The organism is Streptomyces sp. NPDC102274 (genome assembly GCF_044766385.1).
Taxonomy (GTDB): domain Bacteria; phylum Actinomycetota; class Actinomycetes; order Streptomycetales; family Streptomycetaceae; genus Streptomyces.
On sequence record NZ_JBIWLW010000008.1, the window covers coordinates 254173 to 275854 of the forward strand.

Consider the following 21682-nt stretch of genomic DNA (forward strand, 5'->3'; position numbering starts at 1 on the left):
CGGGGGGTCCGTCGGGATGCCGCGGGCCGGTGGGGCCCGTCGGGGCGCCGTCAGACCTTGGCGGAGGTCCGCGCCGGTGTGGGCCGGCGCGTGGGGAGGGTGTCGATACGGTAGTCGTGGCCATGCCACCAGCCCGTTCGGAGGCGCCGGGCGTTTTCTGATGCGCATAGCTCCCTGTTGAGGATCCATGGCGTCCGGTCATGGACCCTTCGTGGGCGCGGCTCATGGATCGCTCCCCGCCCGCGGTCGCGACGCCGCCCGGCGCGGAAACGTCTCCGACATCTGGTGATCGCCGACGGGAAACACCGGCTGCCTACTGTCCCCGCGAGGGAACGCTCCCGCCCCACCACCCCGGCCCAAGGAGGCGTGGCATGAGCACCGAACCACGGCTGATAGCGCCCGACAGCCATCCGGAGCCCCACGAGACGGGGCCGGCCACCGCGGACACCGCGGACACCGCGGACACCGCGGACACCGCGGACACCCCGGGCGTCCCAGGCGCCCCAGCCACCGGAGACCGCGCGGTCAGCGAGACCCTGGAGGACTACACCCTCCGGTTCGCGCCGCGTCGTTACCGCCGCTGGACCCCCATGGTCGTGGCGACCACCGCGCTGGGCGGTATCGCCTATCTCGCCGACTTCTCCATCGGCGCCGGTATCGGACTCACCCACGGCACCGGCAACGCGCTGGCCGCGATCGGCGTCGCGGCGGCCGTCATCTTCATCACCGGATTCCCGCTCGCGTACTACGGGGCGCGGTACAACATCGACCTGGACCTCATCACCCGCGGTTCCGGCTTCGGTTACTACGGGTCCGTGCTGACCAGCGTCATCTTCGCGAGCTTCACCTTCATCTTCTTCGCCCTCGAAGGCTCGATCATGGCGCAGGGGCTGAAACTGGGCCTCGGACTGCCGCTGTGGCTGGGCTATCTCGTCTCCACCCTCATGGTGATCCCACTGGTCATCTACGGGATGAAGGCACTCAGCAAACTCCAGGTCTGGACAACTCCCGTCTGGCTGCTGCTGATGGTGGGCCCGCTGGTCTATCTGGTCGCCAGTGACCCGGGCACGGTCAACCGCTTCCTCGCGTACGCGGGGACCGACGGCGACGGCGGTGTCAACACCGCCTCGGTACTGCTGGGCGCCGGCGTATGCCTGTCGCTCATCGCCCAGATCGGCGAGCAGATCGACTACTTGCGCTTCATGCCGCCCAAGACCGAGGCGAACAGGCGCGGTTGGTGGACGGCCGTGGTGATGGCAGGACCCGGCTGGGTGGTGCTCGGCGCGCTCAAGCAGGCCATGGGGGTCTTCCTGGCCGTGTACATCCTCTCCGAGGTGGGGCCGGCGGCGGCCACCGAACCCATCCAGCAGTTCCGCGGCGCCTTCGACGCGATGATGCCGTCCTGGCTGGTCGTACCGCTGGCCGTGGTGCTGGTCGTGATCAGTCAGATCAAGATCAATGTCACCAACGCCTACTCGGGCTCCCTGGCATGGACCAACTCCGTCACCCGCGTCACCAAGCACTATCCGGGCCGGATGATCTTCGTCCTGGTCAATCTGGCGTTCGCGCTGATCCTGATGGAGGCCGACATGTTCAGCTTCCTCAACAGCATCCTGGGGTTCTACTCCAACTGCGCGATCGCCTGGGTCGTGACCGTCGCCACGGACATCATGATCAACAAGTATCTGCTCAGACTCTCCCCGCGGACGCCCGAGTTCCGCCGGGGCATGCTCTACGCGGTCAACCCGGTGGGTGTGGTGGCCTTCGTCGCCGCGTCCGGACTCTCGATCGCCATGTACTTCCACGCGCTGGGCGACACGCTCCAGCCGTACTCACCCGTCGCCGCCGCCGCGATCGCGCTCGTCGTCACACCGCTGATGGCCGTGGCCACCAAGGGCCGTTACTATCTGCGGCGCACCGACGACGGGATCGACGAGCCGCTGCTCGACGCCGAAGGAAACCCCGGCGCGACCACCTACACCTGCCATGTGTGCCGGCAGGAGTTCGAACGGCCCGACCTGGCCGCCTGCCTCACCCACGACGCCGTGGTCTGCTCGCTCTGCCTGAGCACGGACAAGGCGGGCGGCCATCTGCTGCCCGCGGCGCCCGCCGCTCCCTGAGGAGGGCGGGCCCCGGGGCGCGGTGTGTTACGGCCTCGGTGAGGCCGGGGCGGAGAGCGTGCCCCGGACCTCCCGGGCCGCCGCGACCAGGTTCTCCAGCGCGGCACGGACCTCGGGCCAGCCACGGGTCTTCAGCCCGCAGTCCGGGTTGACCCAGAGCCGTTCGGTGGGCACCGCCTCAAGTCCCTTGCGCAGCAGACCCGCCACCTCCCCGGCGGACGGGACGCGGGGCGAGTGGATGTCGTACACCCCCGGGCCGACCTCACGCGGATAGCCCGCGGCGGCCAGCTCGTCGGCGACCCGCATATGGGAGCGCGCGGCCTCCAGACTGATCACATCGGCGTCCAGGGCGTCGATGGCCGGCAGGATGTCGCCGAACTCCGCGTAGCACATGTGCGTATGGATCTGCGTGTCCGCGCGGACCCCGGCGGTGGTGATACGGAACGCCTCGGTCGCCCAGCCGAGATACGCCTCGTGGTCGCGGGCGCGCAGCGGCAGCGTCTCACGCAGCGCGGGCTCGTCCACCTGGATCATGGAAGTGCCCGCGCGCTCCAGGTCGTCGACCTCGTCGCGCAGCGCGAGGGCGACCTGCCGCGCCGTGTCGCCGAGCGGCTGGTCGTCCCGTACGAACGACCACGCCAGCATGGTGACCGGGCCGGTCAGCATGCCCTTGACCGGCCGGTCGGTGAGGGACTGCGCGAACGTCGTCCAGCGCACCGTCATCGGGGCGGGGCGGGAGATGTCCCCGGCGAGGATCGGCGGCCGGACATAGCGGGTGCCGTACGACTGGACCCAGCCGTGCCGTGTGGTGAGATACCCCGTCAGCTGCTCGGCGAAGTACCGCACCATGTCGTCGCGTTCGGGCTCGCCGTGCACCAGGACATCGATGCCGGTCTCCTCCTGGAACGAGACGACCTCACGGATCTCGGCCTCGATACGCTTGTCGTACCCCGCCGCGTCGATACGGTCGGCCCGCAGATCGGCACGGGCCGTGCGCAACTCCCCCGTCTGCGGGAACGATCCGATGGTCGTCGTCGGCAGCAACGGCAGTCCCAGCCCGGCGCGCTGGGCCGCCGCTCGCTGCTGGTACGGCTGGGAGCGGCGGCCGTCCGCTTCCGTGACGGCCGCGGCCCGCGCGCGTACGGCCGGATCGTTGGTGAGGGCGGATCCCGCCCGCGAGGCCAGGTCGGCCCGGTTCGCGGCGAGTTCGGCCGTGATGGCGCCGGTGCCGTGCGCGAGGCCCCGGGCCAGCGTGACGACCTCCTCGGTCTTCTGCCGGGCGAAGGCGAGCCAGCGGGCGATCCACGGATCGATCTCGCGCTCGGCCGTGACATCCAGCGGGACGTGCAGCAGGGAGCAGGAGGACGCCACATCGACCTGTCCGGCGAGTCCGAGGAGCGTGCCGAGGAGCGACAGCGACTTCTCGAAGTCGTTGATCCAGACGTTGCGGCCGTTGACCACACCCGCGAGGAGACGCTTGCCGGGCACCCCGCCGACCGCCGCCAGTTCATCGAGATTCGCGACGGCGGGGCCGGTGAAGTCCAGCCCGAGCCCGTCGATGGGGGCCTTGGCCAGTACGGACAGAGCGGCCCCGAGCCGGTCGAAGTACGAGGCGACGAGCAGCTTCGGCCGGTCGGTGAGGGCGCCCAGATCCCGGTAGGCGCGGGTGACGGCGTTCAGCTCCGCCAGGGAGCGGTCCGCCACCAGGGCGGGCTCGTCCAGCTGGACCCACTCGGCGCCCGCCGCGCGCAGATCGGCGAGTACCTCCGCGTACACGGGCAGCAGCCGTTCCAGCAGCGTGAGCGGCTCGAAGCCGGCGTCGACCCCGGGGGCCGGCTTCGCCAGCAGCAGGTAGGTGACCGGACCGACCAGCACCGGTCGCGCGGTCAGCCCGAGGGCGAGGGCTTCCCGGAACTCGCCGACCTGCTTGCCGGAATCCGCGGTGAAGACGGTGTCGGGACCCAGTTCCGGCACCAGATAGTGGTAGTTCGTGTCGAACCACTTGGTCATCTCCAGCGGCGTCACCTCCCGCGTACCGCGCGCCATCGCGAAGTACCCGTCCAGGGCGTCGGCTTCGACGGCGGCGCGGTGCCTGGCGGGGATCGCGCCGACCATGACACTGGTGTCCAGGACATGGTCGTAGTACGAGAAGTCACCGGTCGGCACCTCATGGACACCGGCGTCGGCGAGCTCCCGCCAGGTGGCGCGGCGCAGTTCGGCCGCGGTGTCCCGGAGGGCGTCGGCGCCGACCCGGCCCTTCCAGTAGCCCTCGACGGCCTTCTTCAGTTCCCGGTCCGGGCCCTGACGGGGGTAGCCGTACACGGTGGCCCGTGCTTCCGCGGCTGCGGACTTCGTGGTCAAGGGACTCTCCTTCGCGAGTATGTCTCCCAAGATCCCGACGACGGACCGAAGGCGCGAAGAGGTGACAGATCAAGCGGTCCACGGCGCTGTGCCGGCGCGGCTGCCCCGCCCGATATGTACGCCGACCCGCCCTCGAGGCCACCGAGATCTCCGCGCGCACCGGTGGCGCGCGGGCAGTGGCAGGTCTTCGGACTCGCGGGCGCGTCCCGTACCCGTACGTGCGCGGACACACACGTACCGACAGGGACCCCTACTGGCCGTCGCTTCCCGGGTCCGGCTCGGACCCAGTGCTGATGACGGCGGTCGTTCCCACTCACCGCTGCGGGGCAGTCCCGGATTTCCACCGGGTTCCCTCTTACGACGCGCCTGCCCGGCTGGCAGGGCGAACCGACTGCACGAGCCACCTTAGCTCCTGTCCGGCCGATCTTCGTGGGCCGATCACCGACAGCACGGTTCGCATTCCGGCCACAGGACGGCTCCCGGCCCGTCGCCCCACCACACCTCACGCACGGGTCAGTAACTCCTCGATCAGGGCGCCCACCTGCGCGGTCTCGATCAGGAAGCCGTCGTGTCCGTACGGCGACTCGATGGTTCTGAGCCGGTCGGCCCCGGGGATGGCGGCGGCCAGCTCCGCCTGCTGGGCCGGCGGATAGAGCCGGTCGGAGTCGACCCCCGCGACCAGGGCCGGCATCCGGACCCGGCGCAGGGCGGCCGCGGCGCCACCGCGGCCCCGGCCCACGTCATGGCCGTTCATCGCTTCGGTGAGCGTCACATAACTTCCCGCGTCGAACCGGCGCACCAGCTTCGCGGCGTGATGGTCGAGATACGACTCGACCTGGTACCGGCCGCCCCGCCAGGGATGGCCGCCCGGCTGTGGCCCCCGGCCGAACCGGGCGCCGAGCTCCGGCTCGCTGCGGTAGGTCACATGCGCGATACGGCGGGCCATCCCCAGTCCCCGGTACGGACCGCCACCGGCCGGGGCGTCGTGGTAGCGGCCCCCCTGCCATGCCGGGTCCGACCGGATCGCCGCGATCTGGACGGCGCCCCAGGCGATCTGCTCCGCGGACGCGGCGGCGGGACACGCGAGCAGCAGCAGCGACCCCGTGCGCTCCGGCAGGCCCACCGCCCATTCGAGGGCCCGCATACCGCCCATGGACCCGCCGATGACGCCGGCCCAGCGCGCGATCCCCAGCGCGTCGGCGAGGGCCGCCTCGGCGGCGACCTGATCGCGCTGGGTCAGATACGGGAACTCCGGCCCCCAGCGGCCCCCGCCCGGCGGCGCCGACGAGGGGCCGGTACTGCCCTGGCAGCCACCGAGCACGTTCGGCGCGAGCACGAACCAGCGGGTGGTGTCGAGCGGCCGGCCGGGACCGACCAGGGCATCCCACCACCCCCCTGTGGGATGCCCCGGCCCGGCCGGTCCCGCGATATGGCTGTCCCCCGTCAGCGCGTGCAGGACCAGCACCGCGTTCGAGCCGTCGGGGGCGAGCCGCCCCCAGGTCTCGTACGCGAGCCGAACCCCGGGCAGCGCTCCGCCCGCCTCCAGCGGGAGCGGACCGTCGAGCGTCACCCAGGAGCGGCGGCCGCCGGGATCCCCCTCCTGCCAGCCACCGGTGGCCGGTGGGAGGGGGAGCGTGGCCGGTTCGGCGGAGGTGTTCAGGACGCCACCTTCGCGGCGCGGAACCCCGCCTCCAGGTCGGCCTTGAGATCGGCCACGTTCTCCAGCCCCACCGAGAGCCGCACCAGCCCCGGAGCGGTGCCCGTCGCCGCGAGCTCCTCCTCGCCGAGCTGGCTGTGGGTGGTCGACGCCGGATGGATGATGAGGCTGCGTACGTCACCGATATTGGCGAGATGGCTGAAGAGTCCGACCCCGTCCACGAACCTCTTGCCCGCCTCGACGCCGTCGCGCAGTTCGAACGCGAGAACCGCACCGGCGCCGTGCGGCAGGTAGCGCAGCCCGGCCTCGTACCAGCGGTTGGACGCCAGCCCCGGGTAGTGGACGGCGGAGACCTCGTCGCGCTGTTCCAGCCACTCGGCGAGGGCCAGCGCGTTGGACGTGTGCCGCTCGACGCGCAGGCTGAGCGTCTCCACGCCCTGGAGCAGCAGGAACGCGGAGTGCGGGGAGAGCGCGGGGCCGATGTCGCGCAGCAGCTGGACCCGGAGCTTCACCGCGAAGGCGCCGGGGCCCAGATCCGGCCAGTAGCGCAGCCCGTGGTAGCTGGCGTCCGGGGTGTGGAAATCCGCGAACCGTTCGGTGTGCGCGCCGAAGTCGAAGGTGCCCCCGTCGACCACCACCCCGCCGATGGTGGTGCCGTGCCCGCCCAGGAACTTCGTCGCCGAGTGCACCACGATGTCCGCGCCGTGCTCGATCGGACGGAGCAGATAGGGCGTCGGGACGGTGTTGTCGACGATCAGCGGCAGCCCGGCGTCGTGCGCCGCGTCCGCCACCGCCCGTACGTCGAGGACATTGCCGCGCGGATTGCCCAGCGTCTCCGCGAACAGCGCCTTGGTGTGCGGGCGTACGGCGGCCCGCCAGGCGTCGATGTCGTCCGGGTCGTCGACGAAGGAGACCTCGATGCCGAACCGGGGGAGCGTGTGCCGGAAGAGGTTGTACGTCCCGCCGTACAGGGAGGTGCTGGAGACGATGTGGTCCCCGGCGCGGGCCAGCGTCAGGATCGCCAGCGTCTCGGCGGCCTGCCCCGACGCGAGCGCGACGGCCGCGACCCCGCCCTCCAGAGCGGCGATCCGCTGCTCCAGGACGTTCTGTGTCGGGTTGTGGATCCGGGTGTAGATATTGCCCGGTTCGGCGAGGGAGAACAGATCGGCCGCGTGCTGGGTGTCCTTGAAGACGAACGACGTCGTCTGGTAGATCGGCACCGCGCGGGCGCCGGTCGTCGGGTCGGGCTCGGCGCCCGCGTGGATCTGCTTGGTCTCGAAGGACCATGAGGGGCCGGCGTCCTGCCGGGAGATGTCCTCGGGAGTATGTCCCCCGGTGATGGAGTCGACGGGCTGGCTCATATCAGGCCTCGCACGGGTTCTTGTGGCAGCGGGAACGCATGATGAGCGGATCGCTGGATGAGGGGGATCGCTGGACGAGCGGGATCGCTTGATTACGGACCGTAGAGCCGTCGCGACAAGGCGGGAAGCGCGCCGCGCGCATGGCCATGAACCCGCAACATCCAGGAAATACAAGGCGCTTGCGATGGTGGCCCGCCGGCGGATCGAGGCGCGATGCCGTGACGTGTCGAGCGACGGACGCCGAATCCATCAGGTCCGGCGGGCGCGCCGGCCCGCGCGGCGACGGCCGCGGTGACGCTGTGCCCACGGGTAGGTGATCAGCAGAAAGACGGTCGCGACGACGGCGATCGCCTCGGCGACGACGGTGAGCTTCTTGTTGCCGTACCAGATGGGCTCGTACATGTTCGGGATCGGGCCCAGTTGGCCGACATCGACATAGCGGTAGACCAGCAGCAGCGCCAGACCGCCGGCCGCCACGAGCCACGCGAAGAGATCCCCGGGCAGCCGCTGCCAGACCAGCACGAGCAGCGCCGCGAGCGACGCCAGGGCGGCCTCGATGCGGAAGAGGTCGCCCTGGCTGATGCTCGCGGTGACCACGTCGTACTGATCGGCCAGATAAGCGTGGAGATAGGCGTCCCACGCGAGACCGGCGGCGGCCAGCAGCCGGGCCGCTCCGCGCAGCAGCCGGAGTGTCCGGCCGGAACCCGAGCGGACGCCGGAGGGCGCTGAGGGCATCACTTCTCCCGGGGTTAGTAGCCGCCGCCGGTGTTCTGCTGCGGAGTGGTGTTCTTCTTGCCTGAGGTGCCGACGACGTACCAGGTGTCGTGGAACGAGACATCGCCCTGGCCGTTGGTGTCACCGGGCTTGTGGTCGCCCGTGAACCGGTACAGGGGATGGCCGTTGTAGGTGGCCTGTATCGCCCCGTTGTCGCGATTGGTGGTGGAGAGAAGGTTCTCCTTCACCCCGCCGGTACCCGCCTCCGGCTTTCCGGCGACGATCAGGGGCGGCCAGATCTTCACGCAGTCACCCGTACAGGTGGACTTGTGCCGGTGGTCCGCCACGAAGAGATAGAGGGTCCGCCCCTCGCCGTCGACCAGGATCTTTCCGAGAGAGGTGGACCTCGCGGACACCTTGCCGACCGCCGTGGCGGAGGGGGACGGGCTCGCGGTGGCGGACGCGGAGGCCGCCGCGAGATCCTCGGGCGCCCCGGACCTCTTCGCCGGCGCACCGCCGCCGCCCGAGCACCCCGCGACAGCCGCCCCGCACAGCAGGGCCAGGGTCATCGCGGTGGCACGCCCGGTGTTGGTCCCCATCGCGGCTCCTCGGATCCGGCCGGCCGCTCCACGGGCGGCGAGCCGCCCGCCGGATCACGGCGATACCACCCACTACACGCCACGCCCCGCTACGGGGCCACCGGACAGAGCCGTCCGAACGTACGCGGCGGGACGCACGGTGGGACGCACGGGGAAATGCGTGGTGAGGTGCGTGGCGAGACGCGTGGTGAGGTGCGTGGCGACGACCGCGCCGACGGCCCGGCGACAGCCCCCGGCACGAAGATGCCCCGCAGGACCGTGCCCAGCGGGCCGGGTCCGCTGTTCACCACACGGGAGTCCGGCGGCGCACCGCTCCGATCCGGGCCCCGGGGGCCGATCCCCATCCTCGTCCGAAAGGGGCTTGACGCCGTGAACGCAGCAACCATGAGCCCGAGGGGCCGTCCCGCCCCCTCACCACGTGGCCGGCCGAGCAGGCGGGACCAGTACCGCCGGGCCGGTCGCTGGCTCGCCCTGACCGCCGCCGCCCTGGTGCTGGGCACGGCCGCGGCGGGCGGCTGGTTCTACTCCGCGCTGAGCGGGAACATCCGTGGCGCAGGCGTGGACGAGGCCCTCGGCGACAACCGGCCCCGGGCCACCCAAGGCGAGAACGTCCTGATCATCGGCTCCGACAGCCGTGAAGGGATGGGCGGTGCCTTTGGCAGGAAGCTGACCACCATGCAGTCGGACACTCTGATGCTGCTGCACATCGGCGGCAGCGGCGAGTGGGCCACCGTGGTGTCGTTCCCCCGTGACTCCTGGGTGCGGATCCCCGCGTGCGGCCAGGGCAACGGCGCTGTCTCCACCCCCCATCACTTCAAGATCAACGAAGCGTTCGCGATCGGCGGTTCCACGGGCGACACCGCCAAGGCCGCCGCCTGCGCGATCAAGACCGTCGAACAGAACACCCGTGTCCGTGTCGACCACTTCATGATCGTGGACTTCCGGGGGTTCACCGGCATGGTCAACGCCCTCGGCGGGGTCGAGGTCTGCCCTCCGACGCCCATCCACGACAAGAAGGCCCATCTCGACCTCCGCGCGGGCTGCCAGACGGTGAAGGACGACGAGGCCCTCGGTTACGTACGCGCCCGCTACAGCCTCGGTGACGGAACGGACATCGGCCGGATCGGCCGCCAGCAGGAGTTCATGCGCGCCCTCGTCGCCAAGGCCAGGGCCCAGCTGTACCAGCCGCGGGCGCTCTACGGATTCCTCGACTCGGCCACCGAATCACTGACCACCGACCCCGAACTGGCAGGCCTCAAGCCCCTCTACGATCTGGCGTCCGGCATCAAACGCATGCCCGCTGAGCGGATCACGTTCCTGACCGTCCCCCACTATCCCCGGGCCAGAGACGTCCCCGGCGACGCGGCCAATGTCGTCTGGAACCGGGCCGCCGCCCAGCAGTTGTTCAACGCCCTCGTCAACGACCGGGAGATGACCAGGGCCCGCCTGCTGAAAGCCGCGGAGCAACTGCCCCCGGCGGCCGGTACCGTTCGGGTCGCCGTCCTCAACGGCACCGACGTCTCCGGCAAGGCCCGCGAGACCGCCGAACGGCTGCGCGCGCTCGGCTTCCGGATCACCGCGACCGGCAACGCCCCCGCCCCGGCCGGGCGGAGCACGCTCACCTACCCCGAGGGCTTCGCGGAACAGGCCCGGTCTCTGGCCGCGAGACTCCCCGGCCTCGCCCCCGTCCCCTCCGGCGGGACCAAGCCCGGCACACTGACCCTCACGATCGGCCCCGATCTGCCCGATGTCACGGGATGACCCGCGACTCCGCCGCCCCGGCCCGCTGGTATCGCATGGCCGGCGGCCTCCGGGGCCCGGACCCGACCGGCCGTCGGACGACCCGTCAGTCGGGCCGCGCCAGTGACAGCAGCGCGTTGTACGCGCCCTGGATGAACGCCTGGCCGGCGGCCGGGGACGCATTCGTCAGCGCGACCAGGGCGGTGCGGTGGCGGGGACTGAACCCGGCGAAGGCGCTGAAGCCACGGGTGCCGCCGGAGTGGTGGTAGACATCGCCGTCCGCGCGGACGCGGATGTTCCAGATCAGCGCCAGCCGCTTGCCGCCGTCGTGCAGGGAGAGCCGGGGGCGGACCATGTCCACCAGCGCGGTACGCAACGTGACCGGCACCGGCACCGATGGCGCCGAACCGTGAGGGGCACCGGACGGGACGTCCGGCGTGGCGTCCAGCACGGCGTCGAGGAGGCCCAGCAGATCGCGCGCGCTGGACCGGACCGCGCCGGCTCCCGCGAGCCCGGGGATCAGCCACGGCGGCCGGGCGCGTCCGTGCCAGTAGCCGGTGGCCTGCGGAAGGTCGGGCCCGCAGCTGGTGCGGCTCAGCCCGAGGGGGCCGAGCACCCGGGCCGCGAGGAGGTCCCCGTACCCCTGTCGGCCGCCGGAGGCGGCGCGGGTGAGGAGATGACCGAGCAGCCCCACACCGAAGTTGGAGTACCGCACGCGCTCGCCGGGGCGGGCGCGCGGACGTGTCCGCGCCAGGGCGCGCAGCAGATCGGCGGTGGAGAAATGGGCATACGGATTGGAGAACCAGTCCGCCGCCGCGCTGCCGAGGAGCCCCGGGGGCAGCCGGGGCAGCCCCGAGGTGTGGGTGGCCAGATGAAGCAGGGTGATGGGTCCGCCGCGCGGCCGGGGGAGGGCTTCCGGCGGCAGGAACCGGGCCAGCGGATCGCCGTACGCCGCTTCCCCCCGGGCCACTTGCTCGGCGAGCAGCAGCGCCGTGAAGGTCTTCGTGAGTGAACCGATCTCGAACCGGGTGTCCGCCGTGACCGGGATCCCGCCGTGGTGCGAGGTGCTGCCGTACGTCACGACGGCACGCAGGTCGCCGTGGCGCAGCGCGACCGCGACCGCGCCGGTGGGCCGCGCAGCCGCTCTGATGGCGTCGGCGGGACGCCGCGTCCAGTCGGGCGGACGCGGCCCGCCGTCGGCGTCCGCCACGTACATCGCGCCCCCGCCCCCGCCCGCACCCGTCGTCCCCGTACCCGTCGACCCCGAGACCTCTTCCGGCGCCGCCGGCCCCGCCGTTCCGGTCGCCTCCTCCGCGCCCGCGGCGCCCAGCGTCACGAGCGGGCGCCGAGGGCACGGGAGACGGCGAGGGTCCCGGCGACCGCCGCGACCACGGTGGTGTGGTGGTGCGCGGCGAAGCGTTCCGCGGGATCGTCGCTGACGGGGTGGCCGTCACGGGGCATCAGCCCGTCCTCGTGCTGGATCCCGGCCAGCCGCTCCCACTCCGCCGGATCACGGCGGGGCTCGGGGAGGCAGTTGCCGACGATCAGCAGCTCGGCCACCAGGTCCCATTCGCCGATCTCGGACCAGATGTCGATCCAGCCGGGCAGCCAGCGGGTGAGGTACTGGGCGACATCGCCCGGCAGCCCCGAGGGCAGCCGGCCCCAGTCGGTGAGATGGAAGACGGTGTGCGTCATGTAGTAGGCGGTCATCCAGTCGATGAACCAGGGCTCCGGGCACGCGCCCAGCCAACTGGCACGGGACAGCGCGGCCCAGTCGGTGGCGAGGCCGCCCTGGTCGAATCCGCCGATCCGCGCCGCGTTGGCGACGGCGAGGCGGCGGTTCGGCAGCATCTCCGCCGCCCGCGCCGAACGCAGCGACGTGGTGTGCGCGAGCAGCAGGTCCAGTGCTTCGTGGCGGTAGTCGCAGCGGGTGAAGTGGGCGTACGTCTCCAGGGGATCGGTCATCATCGGATAGCGCAGCAGCCGCTCATGGAGCATGGCGCCGCCCCCCAGCTGCTTCCAGCTGAAGTCCAGCAGCTCGCGGGCGAGCCGTAGTTCGGAGGATCCGGCCACGCCCTCGCGCAGCACGAGCGAGGCCGCGAGCGCGGTCTCGCCCAGCGGCTTGTACACGCTGTCGGGCTCGGCGAGTTCGGCGGTGGTGTCGGGCGGCAGGGCGCCGTGCTCCCGGTGGGTGTGGAGCCAGGTCAGCGCCTGGGCGGCGATCCGGTGGGCGGCTTCTGTGACGGGCATGGCCATCGGGTCTCGGTCCGATCGGGTGCTAGTGCGGGATCCGGGTGGCTTGTGCGGAGGAACAAAGGGGCCGGGGGCCCGGGGCCGGGGTCGGTTCCGGGGTCCGGGTTCGGGGGTCGCTTCCGGGGTCCGGAGGCCGGGTCCTGGTCAAATGGCGATCAGCCGACGGGAGATCGCCGTGTCCAGCGCCGGCCGGTCACCGCCGGCCAGCAGGCCGATGTGCTCCACCAGCGGAGCCGCGTCGAGCGGCAGTCTCACCCCGTCCGAGCGCAGCCAGGCCAGCCAGCGCGCGATCCGCGCGGCGGTGGGGTAGTCCCGGCGCAGTACGGCACGGGTCGCCCCGCGTGCCAGCGCCAGCGGTGATCTGCGGGCGGCGTCATGCACCGGACCGTCCAGCCCCGGCAGCGCCAGCGTGGACAGTTGTCCCATCCTGACGGACCATTCGGCCCAGCCCGCCGCGTCGTCGGCCGGCGCGGCGTCCGCCGGGAGCGCCGGCCGAGGCGCCGTCAGCCGCGTGCCGTCACTGCCCGTGAGCACGGTCAGCAGGGTGACGGTTCCCCAGTCGCGCCAGGCCATCAGCCAGGGGCCCTCGGGTCCGGCGGGCGGCGGGGGCGGCGCATTCCGCACGGGCGGCAGCGCCGAGAACGCCAGGGTGATGGCCTGCGCGTCCTCGGGGCGGAGCGGGGCGCCCGCCAGCACAGCGGGGGCGAAGGTATCGGCGCCGAGGATACGGATGGCGGCCAGCGCGGCACCGGCGTCCTGAGCGCTCTCGACATGGGCGGCGACCACGGCCGCGCCCTCGGCGCCCCGCAGGGCTCCGAGGGCACGTCGTGCCAGGCCGGCCGCTGATTCCTGATAGGCGGTACGCGACCGGTCCTGGCTCACAGGCCCTTCGGCTCCTTCGGCTCCTTGGGCGAAAGGAGAAGCAGCAGAAGCAGCGCGCCCGCCGCTTCCGGCGCATAGACAGGAGCGTCGCTGAAGGGTGCCTCGGGTTCTGCCATCGCCATGGTCAACGCGTGGTGGTCCAGAGTGACTTCTCCCGGCCGGACGGTCTGAGAAAGCATCGATGGGCTCCTCATGTAGATGCCAAATGCCCTGTCTGGGCAATGCACCGCCCACGCTAAGTGACACTCGACAAACCGGCCAATTGGGATGATGGTTGGGCATTCCCGCACCTATACATGGAACGGAACGGTGGTCACCACGATCTTCGGGAGGGACCGGAGCGCACGCCGCAGCCGTCCCGCCAGCGGGCTGCGGAGCAGACGGTGCCACCAGTGCCGTTCGACGATCTCCGGCAGGATCACCGTGATGGTCAGATCGGGTCGCTGATGATGCAGGGATTCGAGATAGCTGATGAGCGGCGCCACCGTAGCCCGATAGGGGGAGAGAACGATCCGCAGTGGAAGATGGTCGCCCCACAGCATCCAGGCCTCGCGGAACCGCTCGGCATCCTCGTCGCTGGGGCTTACATGCAGTACCAGGAGAGGCTGCTGGAGGGAAGCGGCGTACGCCAGCGCGCGCATGCTCGCCTGGTGCAGCGCGTCGACCGGGACGACCGAGAGATGGCGGATCTCCTCCGGTGTCTCCTCGGTCTCCGGGTACTTCGTCCCGGCTGACGGGGCCTCGGGGCCGGCCGGCGGCTCCGCGCACGGCTGCGGCGTAATCGTGCGGCTGGGGATCTCGATCGCCTGGGGATGCAGCCGCAGCGCCTCCCCGACCTTGTCGTAATGACGCCGGATCCGCGTCGTCACCAGCAGGAACAGGGCGACGGTGAGAATCGCGAGCCACGCTCCTTCGGTGAACTTGGTGATTCCGGCGGTGATGAAGACCACCGCGGAGAGCAGCGCGCCGACGGCGTTGAAACAGAGGCTCTTGCGCCAGTGCCGGTCGCGCTTGCGCCACCAGTGCATCACCATCCCGGTCTGCGACAGGGTGAAGGCGAGGAACACCCCGACGGCGTACAGCGGAATCAGCGAGGCCGTCCTCCCTTCGAACGCGACGTAGACGCACACCGCCGCCACGGAGAGCAGGATGATCCCGTTGCTGAAGGCCAGTCGGTCGCCCAGCCGCAGAAAGATCCGTGGCGCGTGGTTGTCGCGCGCCAGCAGGGACAGCACCCGGGGGAAGTCGTTGTACGCCGTGTTCGCCGCCAGCAGGAGCACCAGCGCGGTCGCCGCCTGCGTGAAGACGTACATGGCGCCCGAACCGAAGCTGCGATGGGCCAGTTGGGACAGCACCGTCTCCCGCGACTGCGGAATCACACCTTCCAGGTAGACCATCGCCATCGTGCCGGCGAACAGCGCGATGAGCAGCCCGATCATCCAGGACAGAGTCGTGCGCGCGTTGCGCCAGGAGACCGGTTTGAAGGCGGGCACCGCGTTCGAGATCGCCTCGATACCGGTCATCGCCGTCGACCCCGAGGCGAAGGAGCGCATCACCAGCAGCAGACCGACGCCCTCCACCGCGTGCAGCGGCGGGGTCGGCACGGGTTCGAAGTCCCGGCCGGCCGCGTCGTACAGACCGACGGAGACCAGCGCGGTGATGGCGATGATGAAGGCGTAGGTGGGCGCGGCGAACAGCGCCCCGGCCTGCCGGACCCCCCGCAGATTCCCGGCCAGCAGTACGGCGATGACCAGCACGCCGCCCAGCACGGCGTCATCGGCCAGCCCGGGGACCGCCGAGGTGACCGCCGCCATCCCCGAGGAGACCGAGACGGCGACCGTCAGGACGTAGTCCGTCATCAGACCGGCCGCCGCCACCAGCCCGGGCACCCGCCCCAGATTGTCCGTGGCGACGATGTACGAGCCGCCCCCGTGCGGATACGCCCGGATCGTCTGACGGTACGACAGTCCGACGGCCAGCATCAGAAAGACGATCGCGAGGCCCACCGGCACCGAATACGCCAGCCCCGCGGCACCGCCGAGCACCAGGATCGCCAGCAGCGCCTCGGGACCGTACGCCACCGACGACAGCGCGTCGGCGGAGAGCACCGGCAGCGCGACCAGCTTGCGCATCCGCTCCCGCGCGATGGCCGTGCTCTTCAGCGGCGCCCCCAGAAGCACACGCCGGACGGAAGCGCCGAATCTGCCGAGAGGCTCGACGGCCTCGGTGTCCACCGTCTCGGGCGGCGCGCTGAGCGGGGGCACCTGCACGAAACGGCCGAAGCGGGCCGGGACGATCTGCGCAGGCTCCGGATAACTGCCGGTATCGGGGTCCACGGGCAGCGCGCGACGCCACTCGTCGGGGGCGGCGGACACCCGCTCCCACTCCCGCCCGACCAGTCGCAGCATCGTGGACTGCTCGGCGTCGAGCTTCGGCACGGAGAGCGGCACAGGGGGAGTGTCGCCCTGTTCCTGTTCCTGTTCCCGGTCCCGGCCGTCTCGGCCATCGTCTCCCTGGGATCCCTGGGTATCCGTCACACCCGCGAGTCTCATCGGCGGACCGCGCCACCGGCCCCACCCGCGCCGGTCGACACACGGCCGGGGACGGCGGGCAACCCGTTCGGACGTAAGGCCCGCCGCGGCCGCGGCACGCTTCAGCCCGCCGAACGGGCCGGGGCATCCCACCAGCCGCCCGATGGGGATGCCCCGGCCCCGGCGGATCCCGCACCATGGCTGTCTCCCGTCAGCGGGTGCGGGACCGGTACGAGGGGGCCGGACCCGCTACGGCCGAGGCGCGGCCCCCGGCTCCGGCGGGACCTCCCGGTCCGGCGCGGCACCCGGCTCCGGCGGGACCTCCCGGTCCGGCGCGGCACCCGGCTCCGGCGGGACCTCCCGGTCCGGCGCGGCACCCGGCTCCGGCGCCGCCCACAGCGACGACGGCGCCTCCCGCCGGATCACCGGCGCGATCTCCTCGGCGAACCTCTGGAGTTGCTCACGCTGCTCGGGCAGGCTCAGCCCGAACCCGTCGACGGTGATGGACTGCAGATCGTGCCGGTAGACCTCGTGGTAGCCGAGGATCTTGTCGATGATCCGCTGCGGGCCGCCGATGAGCTGCGGGCCGCTCTCGATCGCCTCCTCGATGGTGGTGAACGGGGTGTTGTAGCCGGCCTTGCCCACCAGATGAGGTTTGAAGGTCTGCTGGACGCGGGTCTCGTACTGCTCCTTGAAGTCCCTGACGGCCCGTTCCGTCGTGTCCGCGATATAGAGACCGCCGGAGCCCGCCGCCACATGAGCCCGCGCCGGATCGTGCCCGTACTCCTCGAACTTCTCGCGGTAGTGGCCGATCAGCCGTGCGTACGCCTCACGCGGCTGGATCGCGTTGGCGGTGAAGAGCGGGTCGCCGTGTCTGGCCGCCAGCTCGGGGGAGTTGAGGCTCGTGGCGGAGCCGTGCCACACCCGGGGCGGACCCGCGTACGGGCGCGGCAGGGTCGTGACACTCTTGAGCGGCGGCCGGAACAGGCCCTCCCAGTCGAGGTGTTCCTCGCGCCAGAGCCTGCGCAGCAGCTCGTACTTCTCGGCCTGGTACTCCCACTGCCGCTCCTCGTCCAGACCGAAGAGGTCGAAGTGCCCGGCCTCCGCGCCCTTGCCGATGACGAGCTCGATCCGGCCCCGGGAGAGCTGGTCCAGCGTCGCGTAGTCCTCGGCCACCCGCACCGGGTCCAGGATCGCCACGACCGTGACCCCCGTCAGCAGCCGGATACGCGACGTACGGGACGCGAGCGCGCCCAGGATCACCGTGGGACTGGAGGAGAGGAACGGGCCCGCGTGCCGCTCCCCGACGGCATAGGCGTCGAAGCCGAGCCGCTCGGCCTCCACCCCCAGCTCGACGACTTCGTTCAGCCGGTCGGCCGCCGGCGGGAGTTCCCCGGTGAGGGGGTGCGGTGCGTGTCCGACTATCGTGAGGACGGAGAATTTCATGACTGCCTTCCAGTGCGTCCGAGGTCCGGTCCGGGCGAGGGCCGGCGGGGGAGAGCCCGATCCGGCTACTGAGCGGTCTTCGGCAGTCCCTCGGGGTTGAGTTCGGAGGAGGACACGGCCTCGTTCGCCAGCCCCCACCGCTCCAGGACCTTCCGGTACGTACCGTTCTCGATGACCGTGTCGATCGCCTGCCGGAACGGCTTGATCAGACCGTTGTCCTTCTTGGTGGTGGCCGCGATCCTGCCCTGGACCTCGTCCCCCGCACCCGAGAACGTTCCGATGACCTCGGTCCGGCCCGTGGAGGCCGAGTGGTACGCGGCGACGGGGTTGGGGCCGAGGTACGCGTCCAGGCGGCCGGAGCCGAGCGCCAGATAGTAGTCGCTGGAGTTCTGGTAGATCTTGATGTCGGTGGGCTTCAAACCCTTCTTCACATTCGCCTTGTTCCAGTCGACCAGCAGCTTCTCCTGGTTGGTGCCCGAGGCGACCCCGATCGTCCGGCCCGCCACGTCCGCCGGGCCCCTCACCCGCCAGTCGGTGCCCTTCTTGGCCTCGAACGCGATGTTGTCCAGCCGGTAGGTCGCGAAGTCGTACTTCTCCTTGCGCTCCTCGGTGACCGTGATGTTGCTGAGGCCGAGGTCGTACTTGCCGCTGTCGAGACCGACGAAGATATTCGCCCAGTCGACGGTGTTGTAGTGCGGCTTCAGGCCGAGGACGTCCGCGATCAGCGAGGCGAGATCCGGCTCCACCCCGATCACGGTCTTGTCGTCGGTGGCGTAGAAAGCGAGCGGCGGCACGGAACCGGCCGCGTTGACGACCTCAAGGGTGCCCCGCTCACGGATCTCCGCCGGGACGAGCGCGGCGATGGAATCCACCGTGGGCGTGGTGATGCGCTTCTGGTCGGGGCCCACGTCGATCTGGAACCCCTTGTTGCCGCCGGCCCGGGGAGCCACCTTGTCGGTGCTGCCGTCGGCCGAGTTGCCGCAGGCGGTGAGCGAGAACGCGGTGACGAGGCCGAGCAGGGCGGCGGTGATACGGAGGGGACGACGACGGGGCGGCACGGAGGGCTCCTCGACAGGGTGGCGGAACACACGGACGGAAGGAAGGACGGAGCGAAGGCCGGATGAGGGGACGGGGGATGAGGGGATGAGGGGCCGGACGTCACAGGACCTTGGACAGGAACGCCTTGGTACGCGCGTGCAGGGGGCGGTCGAGCACATCCGCCGGCGGACCCTGCTCCACGATCACTCCGTCGTCCATGAAGACCACGGTGTCGGCGACTTCGCGGGCGAAGCCGATCTCATGGGTGACGACGATCATGGTGGTGCCGGTATGCGCCAGGTCCTTGATCACATCGAGGACCTCGCCCACCAGCTCGGGGTCGAGCGCGGAGGTCGGCTCGTCGAACAGCAGCACCTTGGGTTCCGGCGCGAGGGCGCGGGCGATGGCCACGCGCTGCTGCTGGCCGCCGGAGAGCTGACGCGGATAGGCGTCGGCCTTGTCGGCGAGGCCCACCCGCTCCAGCAGCCGTCGGGCCTGCTCCACGGCGACTTTGCGGGGCCGGCGCAGCGCCGAGACCGGCGCCTCGATGATGTTCTCGACCACCGTGAGATGCGGGAACAGATTGAAGTTCTGGAAGACGAAACCGATGTGCAGACGCTGCTTCAGCACCTCTCGTTCCTTGAGCTCGTACAGCTTGGCGCCCGCCCGGCGGTAGCCGATCAGCTCGCCGTCGATGCTGATGTATCCCCGGCTGAGCTTTTCGAGATGGTTGATGCTGCGCAGCAGTGTCGACTTTCCGGAGCCCGATGGGCCGAGCACGACGGTGACCTCGCCGGTGCGGACCTGGAGATCGACGCCGCGCAGTACTTCGAGCGCGCCGAAGTTCTTGTGGACACCGCGCACATCGACCATCGGACCGCCGTCGGCGGACGTACCGGCGGATGTGCCCGTGGCCGTGCCGGTGAGCGGATTGGGGTCGGTGCTCATTTCTGGATACCTCCGGTGGCGGCAGCGGCCCGCATCCTGCGGGTGAGGGTACGGACCCGCTGGAGCGGTGTGGGCGGGGGCGTGCGCTCGGCGCCGCGCGCGAAGTGCCGCTCCACGTAGTACTGGGCGATGGTCAGCAGGGTGGTCAGCACGATGTACCAGACGGTCGCGACCATCAGCAGCGGTACGAACCGCCCGTTGCGGCCGTAGACCACCTGCACCTGGTAGAACAGCTCCCCGATCGCCATCACCGAGACGATCGAGGTCCCCTTGAAGAGGGAGATGACCTCGTTGGCGGCGTTGGGAAGGATGCCGCGCATCGCCTGGGGCAGCAGGATGCGGCGCAGCTGCCGCAGCCGGGGGATGCCCAGGGCGGCCGCCGCCTCCAGCTGCCCGGCATCGACCGAGATGATTCCGCCGCGGACGATCTCCGCGGCGTACGCGGCCTGGTGCAGCGCGAGCCCGATGACAGCGGCGGACAGCGCGCTGACCAGGTTAACCGTGCCGAAGCTCCACAGGACGGGACCGAAGGGGATACCGATCCCCAACTCCTCGTAGAGATAAGCGAGATTGAACCAGAACAGCAGCTGCACGATGAGCGGGATCGAACGGAAGGCCCAGATGTACGTCCACGCCACCGTCTGGAGGATGACGCTCCTGCTCAGCCGCATGAAGGCGAGGACGACACCGAGCGCGAAGCCGAGCGCCGTGCCGTACACGGTGAGCTGGAGCGTCACCCAGACGGCCTTCAGTACGGTGTCGGCGGAGAGATAGAGGAAGAAGGTCTCCCAGTCCCAGCCCGGGTTGGTGACCAGACCGTGGCTGAACTGGGCGACCACGACGAGCGCGGCCACACCCGCAACCCAGCGCCAGTAATGGCGCGCGGGCACGACCTTCAGCGTGGCGAGATCATCCCGGTCCGGGACCGATCTCCCCGGTGGTACGAGGCGGCCGGGCGGCGGCGCGGCTTTCGCGGCGCCGGTTGCGGTGTCCATCAGCGGCTCCTGCCGGCTACTTCTTCTCGGGCGGACTGATCCGGGACTCCTCGATCGCGGAGTCGCCCGTTCCCCACTTGTCGAGAATCCGGCGGTAGGCGCCGTCGTCGATCAGCTGGTTGACGGCTCCCTGGAACGCCTTGAGCAGCGGGGAGCCCTTCGTGAAGGCGAAGCCGACATCGAGCCGGTGGAACTCGCCGAGGAACCTGACCCCGGCCGCCGGCTGGGCCGCCTGGTGGCGCAGGCCGTTGATCGTCGACATGACCACATCGACCCGGCTCTGCTGGAGGCTGGTGAGCAACGCCCCGTTCTCGGAGTACACACTGACCTTGTACGGCTCCTTGCCCGCCTCGGCGCAGACGCCCTTCCGGGAGTTGAGCGTGGCCTCGAAGGTGGTGCCCGCCCCCACCCCGACGGTCTTGCCGCACAGCTGGTCGAGCCGGGTCACCTCGTCGAGGCTCTTGTCGGCCGCGCGGACGGCGAACCCCTGACCGTCATTGACATAGGTGACGAAGTCGATCGTCCGGCGGCGTACGTCGGTGACCCCGAAGTTGCCGGTGCCGACGTCGTACTTGCCGCTGCCGAGCGCGGGCAGGATCGCCTCGAAACTCGCCTCTTCGCGAAGCAGCCGCACCCCCAGGATCTTGCCGACCGCGTCGGCGATGTCGATGTCCAGCCCGGCGGGGCGGCTGCTCGACGCGTCGGGGTAGTAGGCGCTGGGCGGCGCTCCCACGGAAGAGGCGATCCGTACGGTCCCCCGCTTCCTGACGTCCTCGGGGAGCAGGGCCGCCAGCGACGCGTTCTTCTTCAGTGAGACGGTGACATCGTCGGACGGCGCCGGTGAGGCGGCGCCGGCCGCCTCCTTCCCGGAGGCCGCGTCGGTTCCGCAGCCCGCGAGCACCGGCAGCAGCAGGGCGGCCACCAGCGCGGCAGCCACCTGGTGACGCATGGGCCGCGAACGGCCCGCGATCAGGATGCGCATGGGGTCACGCCTCTCTTTCGGAGGAATCCGGGAGTCGGTGGGCCGGCCGGCCGGC

The 21682-nt window shown here is 70.9% G+C and carries 17 protein-coding genes and 1 riboswitch; of the genes, 2 read left to right on the forward strand and 15 right to left on the reverse strand.

Annotation, left to right across the window (positions count from 1 at the left end; translation table 11 throughout):
* Positions 1–371: 371 nt before the first annotated feature.
* Positions 372–2120 carry a purine-cytosine permease family protein gene (locus ACIRQP_RS14165; protein WP_403888467.1) on the forward strand — a complete coding sequence of 583 codons (1749 nt, stop codon included), beginning with the start codon at positions 372–374 and terminating at the stop codon, positions 2118–2120.
* Positions 2121–2147: 27 nt separating this feature from the next.
* Here ACIRQP_RS14165 and metE read toward each other — a convergent pair whose 3' ends face one another.
* The 5 genes from metE to ACIRQP_RS14190 all read right to left on the reverse strand — a co-directional run bounded on the left by metE (position 2148) and on the right by ACIRQP_RS14190 (position 8812).
* Positions 2148–4481 (reverse strand): 5-methyltetrahydropteroyltriglutamate--homocysteine S-methyltransferase, encoded by a 2334-nt coding sequence (metE, locus tag ACIRQP_RS14170; protein ID WP_403888470.1) that lies wholly within the window; start codon positions 4479–4481, stop codon positions 2148–2150.
* Between the two features lie 181 nt (positions 4482–4662).
* Positions 4663–4839, reverse strand: a riboswitch (cobalamin riboswitch).
* Positions 4840–4983: 144 nt separating this feature from the next.
* On the reverse strand, positions 4984–6141 hold the full coding sequence (locus ACIRQP_RS14175; RefSeq protein WP_403888612.1) for a homoserine O-acetyltransferase: 1158 nt from the start codon (positions 6139–6141) through the stop codon (positions 4984–4986).
* Positions 6138–7499 (reverse strand): bifunctional o-acetylhomoserine/o-acetylserine sulfhydrylase, encoded by a 1362-nt coding sequence (locus tag ACIRQP_RS14180; RefSeq protein WP_403888473.1) that lies wholly within the window; start codon positions 7497–7499, stop codon positions 6138–6140. The genes ACIRQP_RS14175 and ACIRQP_RS14180 overlap by 4 nt, the downstream gene beginning before the upstream one ends.
* Before the next feature lie 249 nt (positions 7500–7748).
* On the reverse strand, positions 7749–8234 hold the full coding sequence (locus tag ACIRQP_RS14185; protein WP_403888476.1) for a hypothetical protein: 486 nt from the start codon (positions 8232–8234) through the stop codon (positions 7749–7751).
* Between the two features lie 14 nt (positions 8235–8248).
* Positions 8249–8812, reverse strand: coding sequence for a hypothetical protein (locus ACIRQP_RS14190; protein WP_403888478.1), 564 nt, complete (start codon positions 8810–8812; stop codon positions 8249–8251).
* 369 nt (positions 8813–9181) lie between these two features.
* Here ACIRQP_RS14190 and ACIRQP_RS14195 point away from each other — a divergent pair, with 369 nt between their 5' ends.
* Positions 9182–10573: an LCP family protein gene (locus tag ACIRQP_RS14195; RefSeq protein WP_403888481.1), complete on the forward strand. Its 1392-nt coding sequence runs from the start codon at positions 9182–9184 to the stop codon at positions 10571–10573.
* Positions 10574–10658: 85 nt separating this feature from the next.
* On the opposite strand, the gene ACIRQP_RS14200 is transcribed toward ACIRQP_RS14195, so the two are convergent.
* The 10 genes from ACIRQP_RS14200 to ACIRQP_RS14245 all read right to left on the reverse strand — a co-directional run bounded on the left by ACIRQP_RS14200 (position 10659) and on the right by ACIRQP_RS14245 (position 21627).
* Complete coding sequence (locus tag ACIRQP_RS14200) at positions 10659–11888, reverse strand: serine hydrolase domain-containing protein (protein WP_403888484.1); 1230 nt, start codon at positions 11886–11888, stop codon at positions 10659–10661.
* Positions 11885–12808 (reverse strand): DUF6895 family protein, encoded by a 924-nt coding sequence (locus tag ACIRQP_RS14205; protein ID WP_403888487.1) that lies wholly within the window; start codon positions 12806–12808, stop codon positions 11885–11887. Before ACIRQP_RS14205 ends, ACIRQP_RS14200 begins: the two co-directional genes overlap by 4 nt.
* Before the next feature lie 141 nt (positions 12809–12949).
* A complete protein-coding gene (locus ACIRQP_RS14210) occupies positions 12950–13687 on the reverse strand; it encodes a hypothetical protein (RefSeq protein ID WP_403888489.1) in 738 nt (245 codons plus the stop codon).
* Positions 13684–13866, reverse strand: a complete 183-nt coding sequence (locus tag ACIRQP_RS14215; RefSeq protein WP_403888492.1) for a hypothetical protein — start codon at positions 13864–13866, stop codon at positions 13684–13686. Before ACIRQP_RS14215 ends, ACIRQP_RS14210 begins: the two co-directional genes overlap by 4 nt.
* A gap of 111 nt (positions 13867–13977) precedes the next feature.
* Positions 13978–15819 carry an APC family permease gene (locus ACIRQP_RS14220; RefSeq protein ID WP_403888615.1) on the reverse strand — a complete coding sequence of 614 codons (1842 nt, stop codon included), beginning with the start codon at positions 15817–15819 and terminating at the stop codon, positions 13978–13980.
* Between the two features lie 648 nt (positions 15820–16467).
* Positions 16468–17664, reverse strand: a complete 1197-nt coding sequence (locus tag ACIRQP_RS14225; protein WP_403888495.1) for an LLM class flavin-dependent oxidoreductase — start codon at positions 17662–17664, stop codon at positions 16468–16470.
* 65 nt (positions 17665–17729) lie between these two features.
* Positions 17730–18722: an ABC transporter substrate-binding protein gene (locus ACIRQP_RS14230; protein ID WP_403888498.1), complete on the reverse strand. Its 993-nt coding sequence runs from the start codon at positions 18720–18722 to the stop codon at positions 17730–17732.
* Positions 18723–18822: 100 nt separating this feature from the next.
* Positions 18823–19575, reverse strand: coding sequence for an amino acid ABC transporter ATP-binding protein (locus ACIRQP_RS14235; RefSeq protein ID WP_403888618.1), 753 nt, complete (start codon positions 19573–19575; stop codon positions 18823–18825).
* Between the two features lie 71 nt (positions 19576–19646).
* Positions 19647–20645, reverse strand: coding sequence for an amino acid ABC transporter permease (locus ACIRQP_RS14240; RefSeq protein ID WP_403888501.1), 999 nt, complete (start codon positions 20643–20645; stop codon positions 19647–19649).
* Between the two features lie 16 nt (positions 20646–20661).
* Positions 20662–21627: an ABC transporter substrate-binding protein gene (locus ACIRQP_RS14245; RefSeq protein WP_403888504.1), complete on the reverse strand. Its 966-nt coding sequence runs from the start codon at positions 21625–21627 to the stop codon at positions 20662–20664.
* Positions 21628–21682 lie beyond the last annotated feature (55 nt).